This is a genomic window from Pseudomonas fluorescens, from assembly GCF_000967965.1.
Lineage (GTDB): Bacteria > Pseudomonadota > Gammaproteobacteria > Pseudomonadales > Pseudomonadaceae > Aquipseudomonas > Aquipseudomonas grandcourensis.
Genome location: NZ_LACC01000032.1, coordinates 1 through 13,029, shown reverse-complemented (window position 1 = coordinate 13,029; position 13,029 = coordinate 1). Strand labels below are relative to the sequence as shown.

The window sequence follows — 13,029 nt, the reverse complement described above, 5'->3', positions numbered from 1 at the left end:
TCCAGAATCTGCCGTCAAGCATTGATTTAGGTTTTCTATCAACAAGCTGCAGAAAGCAGCAAAACGCCCCAAAGGACGCCTATATAGAAGAAGCAGAACGCCCTTCTATATAGAAGAGCTTCCTCACAGGCAGCCACAACCCATAGCAGAGCCAAAAAACGAGACCACCGCGTACAGACGATTAGCCGGCCGCCAAAAAACAAAAAAGCACCCAAGGTGCTTTTTTGTTATCGCTATCAGCTGGACAAGGCCGCCACCCTCGCCCGCGCCGTGTGCAGCTTTTTATAGCTGTCGATCAGGCGAAGGTGCCTGTCGAGCCCTTCCAGTTTCATGCTCGTCGGCGTCAGACCATAGAAACGTACACTGCCATCCACGGACCCTATCGCCGCGTCCATCCGCTCGTTGCCGAACATCCGGCGGAAGTTGACCTCGTAGTCGCTCAGTTCCAGATCATCGTCCAGCTGCATTTCCAGCACGACGTTCACGGCCTGATAAAACAAGCCACGCTCGACGGTGTTGTCGTTGTATTGCAAGAAGGCTTCCACCAGATCCTTGGCCTGGTCAAACTTCTGCAAGGCGAGATAAATCAGCAGCCTCAGCTCCAGGATCGTCAACTTGCCCCACGGCGTGTTGTCGTCGAACTCGATGCCGATCAAGGTGGTGATGTCGGTGTAATCATCCAGCTCGCTGTTTTCCAGCCCCTTGGCCAGCGTTCTCAGGCCGACTTTGCTCAGGCTGTGCAGGTTCAGGATGTCAGCGCGGAACTGCAGCGCTTTGTTGGTGTTATCCCAGATCAAATCTTCTACCGGATAAATTTCCGAGTAATCCGGCACCAGAATGCGGCAGGCCTTGGCACCAATGTGCTCATAGACCGCCATATACACTTCTTTGCCCATGTCTTCGAGAATGCCGAACAAGGTCGCGGCCTCTTCGGTATTGGAGTTTTCACCTTGACCGGAGAAATCCCACTCAACGAATTCGAAATCAGGCTTGGCACTGAAGAAGCGCCACGAGACCACACCGCTGGAATCGATAAAGTGCTCGACGAAGTTGTTCGGCTCAGTCACCGCCTGACCTTCGAAGGTAGGCTGAGGCAGATCGTTCAGACCTTCGAAACTGCGGCCTTGCAGTAATTCCGTCAGGCTGCGCTCCAGTGCCACTTCCAGGCTTGGATGTGCGCCGAACGAGGCAAACACGCCACCGGTACGCGGGTTCATCAAGGTAACGCACATCACAGGGAACTCCCCGCCCAGCGATGCATCCTTGACCAGCACCGGGAAGCCCTGCTCTTCCAGGGCCTGGATACCGGCCAGGATGCCCGGGTATTTCGCCAGCACTTCCTGCGGCACATCCGGCAGAGCCATTTCACCTTCGAGGATTTCGCGCTTGACCGCGCGCTCGAAGATCTCCGACAGGCACTGCACCTGGGCTTCGGCCAGCGTGTTGCCGGCGCTCATGCCATTACTCAGGAACAGGTTTTCGATCAGGTTGGAGGGGAAATACACCACCTCATTGTCTGACTGGCGCACGAACGGCAGTGAACAAATGCCACGCTGGGTGTTGCCGGAATTGGTGTCGTACAGATGTGAGCCACGCAACTCGCCGTCCCGGTCGTAAACCTTCAGGCAGTACTCGTCGAGGATCTCAGTCGGCAGTTCGTCCTTCGGGCCAGGCTTGAACCAGCGCTCGTCCGGGTAATGCACAAACGCCGCATTGGCGATGTCCTCGCCCCAGAACTGATCGTTGTAGAAGAAGTTGCAGTTGAGCCGCTCGATAAACTCGCCCAATGCCGATGCCAGCGCGCCTTCCTTGGTCGCGCCCTTGCCATTGGTAAAACACATTGGCGAGTGCGCATCGCGGATGTGCAGCGACCACACATTGGGAACGATATTGCGCCACGAAGCGATTTCAATCTTCATGCCCAGGTCGGCCAGGATGCACGACATATTGGCGATAGTTTGCTCCAGCGGCAGGTCCTTACCCACGATGTAGGTGCCCGCTTCGCCAGTCGAGTGCGGCATCAGCAATGCCTGGGCATCGGCGTCGAGGTTTTCGACCTCTTCAATCACAAACTCAGGCCCGGTTTGCACCACCTTCTTTACCGTACAACGGTCGATGGAGCGCAAGATCCCCTGGCGGTCCTTGGCGGAGATGTCCGCCGGCAATTCGACCTGAATCTTGAAAATCTGGTTGTAGCGGTTTTCCGGATCAACAATGTTGTTCTGCGACAGGCGGATATTTTCGGTAGGGATATTGCGAGTTTCGCAATACAACTTCACGAAGTACGCCGCACACAACGCCGACGAAGCCAGGAAGTAATCGAACGGACCCGGTGCCGAGCCATCGCCCTTGTAGCGAATGGGTTGATCGGCGATCACCGTGAAGTCGTCGAACTTGGCTTCAAGTCGAAGGTTGTCGAGAAAGTTGACCTTGATTTCCATGTGCGATTACCAGAATAACGAGCTAAACGATTTGGCCGCCATTATCCGGTTTTTCGGCACTGACCGTTAACTTTCCACTATTTATCGATCAACGCCACACCGCGCTCCTCAAGCAAGCGCACAAACATCGTCAGGCTCCGCGACACCGTCCCCCTGCGCCACACCAGCCAGGTGCGCAGATAGCGGAACGACTCCGACAACGGCCAGACGCTGACCGTCGTGCATCCAGGCATGCTTTCGAGCATGCTGCGGGGCATCAGCGCCAGGCCGGCACCGGCGCTGACGCAGGCCAGCATGCCGTGATAGGACTCCATTTCGAAAATCTTGCCGGGCACCGCCGCTCCATTGGCGAACCAGCTTTCGAAGTGATGGCGATAGGAGCAGTTGGAGCGGAAGGCATAGATGTTTTCGCCATTCACGTCCTTGGCCCGATGAATCGGCTCATGGTTGAGCGGTGCGATCAGAACCATTTCCTCCTCGAAAGCAGGCACGCCCTCCAGTGCCGGATGCAGCACCGGACCATCGACGAATGCAGCGGCCAGCCGCCCCGACAGCACCCCATCGATCATGGTCCCGGAGGGCCCGGTGGACAGGTCCAGTTCAACTTTGGCGTGCTTCTGGTTATAGGCGGCCAGTAGCTCTGGAATACGTACCGCTGCAGTACTTTCCAGCGAGCCCAGGGCGAAGGCTCCCTGGGGTTCTTCACCCGCCACTGTCGCGCGCGCCTCCTGAACCAGGTCGAGAATACGCCGAGCGTAATCCAGAAAGCTCCAGCCGGCCGGCGACAGGCGCAGACGACTCTTCTCGCGGATAAACAGATCCACACCCAGATCCAGTTCAAGCTGCTTGATTCGGGTCGTGAGATTCGATGGCACCCGGTGGATATGTTGGGCAGCCACGCTGATGCTGCCGTGCTCGGCGACAGCCTTGAAGATTTCGAGCTGAACCAGATCCAAGTCATTCTCCAAACGTGAACGTTATGCTCAGTATTATTCAGTTTCCAGAAAACATATAGCCCCATAACCTGAGCACATTCCTACCTTGCAGGACGGTGCCATGACCAACGTATCCAGCCTTACCCATGCCATTTCGATCAACCCGACCACGGGCGAGCAAATCGGCCATTACCCTTTCGAATCCGATTCGGCACTGCAGGCCGCACTGACGCGGGCCGCTACCGGATTTCGCGCCTGGCGCGGCAAACCGGTTGAACAGCGCGCGCAGCTGTTGATCAACCTCGGCCAAGCCTTGCGCAACAATGCCGAGGCCATGGCGAACATGATCACCCAGGAAATGGGCAAGCCGATTGCCCAGGCCCGCGGTGAAATTGAAAAATGTGCACAGCTCTGCGAGTGGTACGCCGAACACGGCCCCGCCATGCTGAGCCCGGAGCCTACCTCGGTGGACGGCGGCAAGGCGCGCATCGAATATCGCCCCCTGGGCCCGATTCTCGCCGTGATGCCGTGGAACTTCCCCATCTGGCAAGTCCTGCGCGGCGCGGTCCCCACCCTGCTCGCCGGTAATACCTATGTGCTCAAGCACGCGCCCAACGTCATGGGCAGCGCCTACCTGCTGCTGGAGACCTTCAAGCAAGCGGACTTCCCCGAAGGTGTTTTCGAGGTCATCAACGTCACTCCGGAAGGTGTATCCAAAGCTATTGCCGATCCACGCATCGCGGCCGTCACTCTCACCGGTAGCGTACGTGCGGGCATGGCCATCGGTGCTCAAGCCGGAGCCGCACTGAAGAAATGCGTATTGGAACTGGGTGGCTCCGACCCATTTATCGTGCTCGACGACGCCGACCTCGATGAGGCGGTGAAAGCCGCCGTGATCGGGCGTTATCAAAACACCGGACAAGTCTGCGCCGCCGCCAAACGCCTGATTGTCGAGCAGGGCGTTGTCGAGGAATTTACGCGCAAGTTCGTCGAAGCCACCCAACAATTGGTTGTCGGTGATCCACTGGCCACCACCACCTATATCGGCCCGATGGCTCGCTTCGATCTGCGTGACGAACTGGACCAACAGGTGCGCGACACACTGGAAGAAGGTGCGACGCTGCTGATGGGTGGAAAGAAGACGCAAGGCCCTGGCAACTACTATGAGCCCACCGTACTCGGCGAAGTGACCGATCAGATGACATCATTCAAACAGGAATTGTTTGGTCCTGTGGCCTCAATCATCACGGCCCGAGACGCCGCCCATGCGCTGGAGTTGGCCAATGACAGCGAGTTCGGCCTCACCGCCACCCTCTACACGCGCAATGCCGAACTTGCCCGGCAGATGACCAACGAACTTGAAACCGGCGGCGTGTTCATCAACGGCTATAGCGCCAGCGATCCGCGCGTCAGTTTTGGTGGCGTGAAGAAGAGCGGCTTTGGCCGGGAACTCTCGCACTTCGGAGTGCGCGAATTCTGTAATGCCCAAACGGTTTGGCTGGATCGGCGCTAAGGGGGCGTAGTGTTCCGAACTTGTTCAACTTGCCGACCGTTTCTCTGGAGTTCAGCCTGGCTGATCATTGCCTAGAGTGCACCGACCGCTCGCCTCAGCAATGCGATCCATTTCGGTAATTTATGGATATCGGCGGAACACTCGATAATCAGCTCAAGTGTCGCGACACGTTTTGCGGATCAACAAATCGTGTCGATCTCAATTAAGAACCCGGAACGGTGACCGGGTTCTGTTTTCATTCTTGAATGGGAAGGTCAGCTCGCAGCTCCTGCATGTTGAGCAATCCCTGTTTTCTGGGATTGCCGCACATCCAACAGGAACATACCTTCCCATGGTTTGCAAAAAGCCCGACGCTTTTCTCGCTGGTTGACCAGCTTTCATAAGCGCTTTGCTTTAAAGGAACCCAACTGAAACCTGAAGTCAGTTACTGCGGCTGAGTTGAACGTTCTGGGATGTACATTCGGTGGTGCTAACAGTACCCATGAAAGCATTCATCTTCACGGAGCACTTCTCGATATTCAAGCCGTTACGTCCATCGCTTGAGATGTTGGTGACATATGGGCCCGCAGTTGTGCAGCCTGCCAAAACAGCGAGCAAGCCCAAGGCAACGATATTGAATTTCACATGAGTCCTTTCGAGCGGTGGCCTGAGCCAAATGGTTCGCCGAAAACGGCATTGAAACGTAGTCAAAAGCTTAGACCAACCCGAAAAAATCACCCACTCCTCTGTCTCATCCGGTTACGGTGAAGCCATGATTATCGCCATCGTAATGCCCCTCTACATGGCTTGGCTCATCTACAAGGGGTCGCGGCGATGACATCAGACTCGCTTCTTCCCCTTTGCCCAGCCAGCGACCATCAGGACCAACCCAGGAATCCAAAGGCCGGGCGCGGTGATCGCCAGACCGCAGACAACTAGCGGCAGTCCGGTTAAAAACAACGGATTTCGAAACGCCTTTTCCATAGCAACCACTCCATTAATAGTTCCTCTCATTAAACCATATGGCCTGCCGGCGAACTGCGAATAGTCAACGACACCGGAAAAGGCTCTTCAACGGTCGTCCCCTGCTACTCAAGCGACCAAGACACAGCGAGGCAGTCTTCTTGCGCCGTGACCTTGGGATGAGCTGAAGATTCCACCAGAAACGCGCCTACACTGAGATGCACAACGTTTGAGAGGACATGGAGCTCCACGCATGCGGACTAGCGCCCTTGTGATACTCCTTATCAGCTATGCCGTGCTGATGGTGGTTTTTTTCAAGCTAAATGCTCGAAACAATCGGCGCCGCAGAGAAGGTCTTTACGAAGCCTTTGAAACTACAATGCGACAGCATGGGATCAAGTCGTTCGAGATACTCAAGGAAAGTATTTATATCGGTAACAACTTTCGGCCATCAGAACTGTACCGAGTATTGTTGGACGATTCCGGGCACTACTTTCTTTACCAGCATGCCAGCAATAGGCAGCCAGTTTTCATGCCGCTGACCGAAGAGCGAGCGTTACAGGCTGCACAGGGTGACATAGGAATTCAGGCATAGATCATCGCAACTGTTGCCAAAATGTAGTGGATGCCGACCTGTGCCAGGGACACATGCAGCGTCTCGCTGGTGGCAGTAGGTGGCCGGATGAAGTGAACATTGCCCGCGAGCATCGCGTTACCGCCGATCGCGATTGAGGCATGGATGATCTTGCCCACCCATCGTGGACCTTTGCGCACAGCACGCGCAAGTTCGCCCACAAACCGTTCAGTCCGCAGGCGACTGCATTCCCCCCGAACCTCTTCACGCCATCAGTCACCTCTGGGGAGAGAGTGTGTGTAACGCAACTGGCGAGGCGAACCGCTAAATCATAGCTCACCTTCAAAGCGTCCCTACCACCTGTTGCTACTGATGCGACATTGACCCAGTTGCCGACGCAACGCTGACTCAATACCAATGGCAAAAATCCAGCACTGGTAACAGTTCACGAAGCATCAGCCTAGGTCAGTGAAATTTCGGCAACCAGGTCAATTTCGCATCAGCAGCAACAGGCAGCGGAGTGAATGCCGTCTGTGTGCACCCCGGCGGGATCAGTTCCAATATTGAGTAGGCCGGACGGCGGGTCAAGCAGGCGGGATTGGAGGAAGAACAGGTGTCGGCCAGCGCGGAAAAGATGCTACTCACCTCGCCGGAACATTGCGTTGCCGGCATTCTAAAAGGTGTTCGACTCGGCGACCGCCGCATTCTCACAGGCAACAAATCAACCACTACGTTCTGGTTGGCAAGACTATTGCCAAACGCCTATCCAAAAGTATTGAGCTGGCTCAAATGCTTAGATCCGGACTGACCTGCGGTTAGCTTTCAGAGCCCTCCCCCTAGCAAATACTTTGACAATCCACACGGCATCTGCAACGATAATTTCGTCAGTGTACTGATCTAATTTGGCGCATTGGCACATGATTGATGGCACAGGCTGCATGTGCGACACGCTTCGTCTCCAGGGTCGATTGAAGGATCAGTTTGGTCAATGCACATAATCAGTATACTGACTAATATCATTGATCATCGAGCATGGGACGACAAAGCCGTGAGTTCTGAACCTTCCCAGAGGGCCTTACGATGGAAACGACACAAAACCGAAAAATAACCGTCGCAGAGCAAGCAGGCGCCCTGCTCTTGCTCACTACGAACCCGATGTTTGCCTTACCGGCATGAACCTCCCGGCCAGTGGAGGTGTTCCTGGTTGAGACCCGGCCAGTTGCTCCACGCCACAAGGATCAGGTTTCTAAAAACAACAACAAGAGTCAGATGCCATGCGAAAGATCGATATCAATCAATTGATAGACGGGGCACGTTTCAATCCCTTCCACTGGCGTGTGCTGTTCTGGTGCACGCTGATCCTTATATTTGACGGCTACGATTTGGTGATCTACGGCGTTGTACTGCCATCGCTGATGCAAGACTGGGGTTTGACACCCGTACAAGCTGGCACGCTAGGTAGTTTTGCGCTGTTCGGTATGATGTTTGGTGCGCTGATCTTGGGCCCACTTGCGGACAAGATCGGTCGTAAACCAATTATCGTAGGCGGAATCGCGCTATTCAGTACATTCACCGCGCTGACCGGTTTTTGCACGGACCCTACCCAGTTCGGTATCTGTCGTTTTATCGCAGGATTCGCCATCGGCGGCGTCATGCCCAATGCGGTAGCGCTAATGAGCGAGTACGCGCCGAAGAAACTTCGCAGCACTCTCGTGGCAATCATGTTCAGCGGCTACTCGGTGGGCGGGATGATCTCTGCCGGACTGGGCGTTGTGCTCTTGCCAAACTTCGGTTGGCAATCACTGTTCTACGTCGCTGCCATTCCATTGCTGTTGCTACCGATGATTTATCGATCATTGTCCGAATCCGTGGGATTCATGGTGCGTCAAGGTCGCACGACCGAGGCGAGCCGTGTCATACAACGGATTGAGCCAAGCTTTGTCCCACAGGCAAATGACGACTTCAGCACAGCGACGCCAAAAACTGCTGGAGCGCCAATGGTCCAACTGTTTCGCGAGGGCCGCGCGATTAGCACTCTGCTGCTCTGGACCTCGTGTTTCTGCTGCTTGTTGATGATTTACGCTCTGGGCTCCTGGCTGCCGAAACTGATGATTAATGCCGGTTATGGACTGGGATCAAGCATCATGTTTCTGTTGGTGCTCAATCTCGGCGCGATCGTTGGCGCAATCAGTGGCGGTTGGCTTGGAGACCGTTTCAACTTGCGAAATGTGGTGGTGGTGTTCTTCATCATTGCAGCGCTATCTATCAGTTCACTCGGCCTCCACCCGCCTACGGCCGTCCTCTACGCGCTGGTCGCGATAGCAGGTGCAAGCACCATTGGGACGCAGATTCTGGCGTGGGCCTTGGTTGCCCAGTTCTACCCGATGGGCATCCGTTCGACCGGCCTCGGCTGGGCGTCGGGCATCGGACGCACCGGAGCGATAGTGGGACCGATTTTGGGAGGCGTGCTGGTTGGTATTCAACTGCCACTGCAGTTTAACTTCATTGTCTTCGCCATCCCGGGAGCCGTTGCTGCATTAGCGATGTGCTTCGTTTACCAGCGCAAGTCCAAAGTTCAACCGCAGGCGTCAGCCCGTACTGCGCTGCAGGACTGAACCGCGACCTGGATGCCCTGTAGAAACTGCCGCCAGGTGGCTGTGCTCGACCACGTTTGCGGATCGATCACAGCCGTCTGACGGCAGTCAGTGGAGAGGACTGTTCTTGTAAAAGCTTGCACAAGAACGCCTCGCTAAAAGCCCCGGCAGTCGGCTTCATCACCCCAGTCGTCACTACGTAAAAACCCTTGCTGATTACTCTCTGCCGACAACGGTCGGCGGTCTACTGCATGGCGTGTGCCTGCAGACTTTGCATGATTTCCATAGACAGCGGGCGTGTTGAAGCGGACTTGGGCGCTACCCGAAAAACACCTGAACGCTAAAAAACATCTAATAAGAAGAAACCCCCATGAAAAAACGTGTCCAAAAAACATCCCCTCTGCTCCTGAGCATCGCCATTCTCCAGACGCCACTTTCGGCCCTGGCTGCCGGGGGTTTCATCGAGGGCTCCAGCGCGACCCTGCAGGCCCGTAACTATTACTTCAGCCGAGATTTCTCCGACATCGTTGGCCCCAACAAACAGTCCAAAGCCCAGGAGTGGGGTCAAGGCTTTATCCTCAACGTCAAATCCGGTTATACCCCGGGTGTCGTGGGTTTCGGCGTGGACGCCATTGGCCTGCTGGGCCTCAAGCTGGACAGTAGCCCGGATCGCGTCAAGAGCGGATTACTGCCAGTGCATGGTGACGGCAAGGCCGCCGACGAATACAGCCGTCTGGGCCTGGCATTGAAGGCCAGGTTGTCGAACAGCGAATTGAAGATCGGTGAACTGCAACCCAACCTTCCCGTGCTTACCTTCAGCGATACCCGCCTGCTCCCGCCCTCCTATCAAGGTGCCAGCCTGGTCTCCAATGAGATCAACGGACTGACGCTGCAGGCCGGTCAACTGCATTCCACCAGTTTGCGCGACGAGGCAGGCGACGAAAAAATGCAGGCCATGGTCGGTTCCGTAGTGAAACGCCAAGCCAGCGCTGACCACTTCAACTACGCAGGTGCCGATTATGCATTCAATGATAAGCGCAGCAGTGTTGGCGCCTGGTACGCCCAATTGGAAGACCTCTACAACCAGCGTTTCTTTAGCCTCAAGCACAGCCTGCCTTTGGGTGACTGGACGCTGGGCGCCACCGTCGGTTACTACGACTCCAGCGCTGATGGCAAGAAACTGATAGGCGAAGTGGACAACCAGGCACTCCACTCTCTTCTATCGGCCAAGTACGGTGGGCACACAATCTCGCTGGGTTATCAGGCAATGTTCGGTGATCAAGGCTTCGCCCGGGTATTCGCCAACGTCAGCCCTCTGAGCAACGAGGTGATGACCTACGCGTTCGACTCCGCCGACGAGCGCTCCATGCAGGCGCGCTACGATTACAACTTCGCCGCGCTGGGCATTCCGGGCCTGACCACCATGGTGCGTTACGTCAAAGGTGACAACGTAAAGACTGTTGGCGACTTTGAAGGCCAGGAGTGGGAGCGCGATCTGGACATTGGCTATGTCATCCAGAGTGGCCCGCTGAAAAACGTCGGCATCCTGGCTCGCAATGCCACCGCGCGCTCCAACTACCGCTCCGATGTCAACGAGAATCGCCTGATCCTCAATTACACCCTGAGCCTGTTCTAAGAAACGCTGACGCGCCTCGTCACAGATGAGGCGCGTTGCTGACAGCTGCCCCCGTGTTTTTCGCAGAGTCCAAAAGCGCCCGGGGCAACAAGACCTTAGCGGACCCCACAGCCATGAACAAAAATCTGAGCTTCAGCCATAAAATCCTGCTGGCCGCCGCCCTCATCGTCATTACCGCCCTTGCCTCGTTCACGCTGTATAACGACTACTTTCAGCGCAATGCGATTCGCCGGGACCTGGACAATTACCTGCATGAGACGGGCAACATTGCCGCCAACAACATTCAGATCTGGTTGAGCGGACGCATTCTGCTGATCGAAAACCTCGCGCAGAACATCGCCCTCAACCCCGAACAGCCTGAAATTGCCAAATTACTTGAACAAAAGGCCATGAGTTCAACCTTCTTGTCTGCTTTCGTGGGCGATGCCCGCGGCAGTTTCATTATCCGCCCTGACGCGAAAATGCCTGACGACTTCGACCCGCGCGCTCGCCCCTGGTACAAGAGCGCTGAAAACAACGCCAGTAGCATCCTGACTGAACCTTATGTCGAAGCAGCGACACACCAGACGGTTATCACTATTGCCAGCGCGTCGAAAAAAGCCGGGCAAAGCGTTGGCGTGGTCGGCGGTGCCCTGAGCCTGCAAACCCTGATCGACAACCTCAAAGCGCTGAACTTCAGCGGCATGGGCTATGCCTTCCTGGTCAGCGCCGACGGCAAGATCCTGGTGCACCCGGACAAATCGTTGGTGATGAAGTCCCTGGGCGAGGCGTATCCGCAAAACACCCCGCGGATCAGCGGCGACTTCAGTGAAGTCGAAGTCGACGGCAAGACGCGCATCATGACCTTCGCCCACATCCAAGGGCTGCCATCGGTCAACTGGTACATCGGACTGTCCGTGGACAAGGACCAGGCGTTCTCGATGCTCAACGACTTCCGCGCCTCGGCGATCATTGCCACCACCATTGCGGTAGTGATTATCATCGCCTTGCTCGGCATGTTGATCCGCTTGCTGATCCAGCCATTGCACGCGATGACTCACGCGATGCAGGACATCGCCGATGGCGACGGTGACCTGACCCGTCGCCTGAACATCCAGAGCCAGGACGAGTTCGGCATTCTCGGCAATGCCTTCAACCGTTTCGTGGAGCGCATTCACCGCTCGATCCGCGAAGTGTCATCGGCCACCGAGCATGTCAATGAAGTCGCACAACGCGTTGTCAGTGCATCGAACGCGTCGATGTTCAACAGCGACGAACAGTCTAGCCGGACCAGCAGCGTTGCGGCCGCGATCAATCAGCTGGGCGCGGCCACCCAGGAAATTGCCCGCAACGCAGCGCACGCCTCGCACCAGGCCAGCGCTGCCCGCCATCTCGCCGAGGACGGTCAGCAAGTGGTGGATCGCAGTATCGCGTCGATGAACCAACTCTCGAGTCTGCTCAGCGCCTCCAGTACCCACATCGAATCGCTCAACAACAAGACCGTGAACATCGGGCAGATTCTCGAAGTGATCACCAGCATCTCCCAGCAGACCAACCTGCTGGCCCTGAATGCGGCCATCGAAGCGGCCCGCGCTGGCGAGGCCGGCAGAGGTTTCGCGGTGGTTGCCGATGAAGTGCGCAACCTGGCACACCGGACCCAGGAGTCGGCGCAACAAGTGCAGGCCATGATAGAAGAGCTGCAAGTGGGTGCCCGCGAATCAGTCAGCACCATGGATGAAAGCCAGCGTCACAGCCAGGACAGCGTAGAGATTGCCAACCTTGCCGGCAAGCGCCTGAGCAGCATGACCCTACGCATCGGCGAAATCGACGGTATGAACCAGTCGGTGGCCACCGCCACCGAGGAGCAAACCGCCGTGGTTGGTTCGATCAACATGGACATCACCGAGATCAACACACTGAATCGCGAAGGCGTGGAAAACCTTCAATCGACCTTACTGGCCTGCTCAGACCTTGAGCAGCAGGCCGCGCGTCTGAAGCAATTGGTTGGCAGTTTCCGGATCTAAGCCGCATGTGCCGGAAGAACCGGCGCGCAACAACCGCTGCGGCGCAAACAAGTCCCTGTAGCCGCTACGCTTCCATTTTCGCCTGCAGGCCGCCCACCGCTGGAGAGTGGACTGGCTCACAAACTTGGTGAATGGTGGTCTTGCGGTATTTCAGCATCCCGCCACTGCGTTCATTGAGGTAGGCCGTGATCTCGCCAACAATGGCCAAGGCCACGCTCGCCGGGGTATCGCCCCCCAGATCCAGGCCGATCGGATAGTGAAGCCTGGGCAGGCTTTCTGGCAAACGGGCCAAAGCGCCCATCTCATCGAGCAGTCGTTCTGTTCGCTCTCGAGGGCCCAACTGCCCGACATAGGCAGGTGAACATTGCAAAACGTTTTCCAGCCAATGCCG

10 protein-coding genes and 1 pseudogene are annotated in these 13,029 nt (G+C 56.4%); 7 read left to right on the top strand and 4 right to left on the bottom strand.

The genetic code is table 11. The annotated features are described in order from the left end of the window. Window positions 1-236: 236 nt before the first annotated feature. Window positions 237-2,441: an OsmC domain/YcaO domain-containing protein gene (locus VC35_RS23930; protein ID WP_046042976.1), complete on the bottom strand. Its 2,205-nt coding sequence runs from the start codon at window positions 2,439-2,441 to the stop codon at window positions 237-239. Window positions 2,442-2,518: 77 nt separating this feature from the next. Continuing rightward, entirely contained in the window at window positions 2,519-3,397 is an 879-nt protein-coding gene (gene ptrR / locus VC35_RS23925) for a putrescine utilization regulator PtrR (protein WP_046042975.1), read from the bottom strand. A gap of 100 nt (window positions 3,398-3,497) precedes the next feature. Here ptrR and VC35_RS23920 point away from each other — a divergent pair, with 100 nt between their 5' ends. Together VC35_RS23920 and VC35_RS23915 are read left to right on the top strand one after the other, a co-directional pair. After that, window positions 3,498-4,889, top strand: a complete 1,392-nt coding sequence (locus VC35_RS23920) for an aldehyde dehydrogenase family protein (protein ID WP_046042974.1) — start codon at window positions 3,498-3,500, stop codon at window positions 4,887-4,889. 1,195 nt (window positions 4,890-6,084) lie between these two features. Next, on the top strand, window positions 6,085-6,426 hold the full coding sequence (locus VC35_RS23915) for a hypothetical protein (protein WP_046042973.1): 342 nt from the start codon (window positions 6,085-6,087) through the stop codon (window positions 6,424-6,426). On the opposite strand, the gene VC35_RS23910 is transcribed toward VC35_RS23915, so the two are convergent. Next, window positions 6,417-6,584 (bottom strand): hypothetical protein, encoded by a 168-nt coding sequence (locus tag VC35_RS23910; protein WP_185754845.1) that lies wholly within the window; start codon window positions 6,582-6,584, stop codon window positions 6,417-6,419. The two genes, VC35_RS23915 and VC35_RS23910, sit on opposite strands and share 10 nt — an antisense overlap. Before the next feature lie 419 nt (window positions 6,585-7,003). On the opposite strand from VC35_RS23910, the gene VC35_RS29640 reads away from it, so the two are divergent. The 5 genes and pseudogenes from VC35_RS29640 to VC35_RS30395 all read left to right on the top strand — a co-directional run bounded on the left by VC35_RS29640 (window position 7,004) and on the right by VC35_RS30395 (window position 12,638). Then, on the top strand, window positions 7,004-7,213 hold the full coding sequence (locus VC35_RS29640) for an SDR family oxidoreductase (protein ID WP_185754844.1): 210 nt from the start codon (window positions 7,004-7,006) through the stop codon (window positions 7,211-7,213). 466 nt (window positions 7,214-7,679) lie between these two features. Continuing rightward, entirely contained in the window at window positions 7,680-9,020 is a 1,341-nt protein-coding gene (locus VC35_RS23905; protein WP_046042970.1) for an MFS transporter, read from the top strand. A 349-nt stretch (window positions 9,021-9,369) separates the two neighbouring features. Continuing rightward, the gene (locus tag VC35_RS23900) at window positions 9,370-10,635 is read left to right on the top strand and encodes an OprD family porin (RefSeq protein ID WP_046042968.1); all 1,266 of its coding nucleotides are present in this window, start codon (window positions 9,370-9,372) and stop codon (window positions 10,633-10,635) included. Between the two features lie 113 nt (window positions 10,636-10,748). Further along, a pseudogene (locus VC35_RS30400) lies at window positions 10,749-11,780 on the top strand (HAMP domain-containing protein); the annotation flags it as partial. A gap of 93 nt (window positions 11,781-11,873) precedes the next feature. After that, window positions 11,874-12,638, top strand: coding sequence for a methyl-accepting chemotaxis protein (locus tag VC35_RS30395; RefSeq protein WP_404942372.1), 765 nt, complete (start codon window positions 11,874-11,876; stop codon window positions 12,636-12,638). 64 nt (window positions 12,639-12,702) lie between these two features. On the opposite strand, the gene VC35_RS23890 is transcribed toward VC35_RS30395, so the two are convergent. Beyond that, a partial coding sequence (locus tag VC35_RS23890) for an XdhC family protein (protein ID WP_185754843.1) occupies window positions 12,703-13,029 on the bottom strand: 327 nt, incomplete at its 5' end.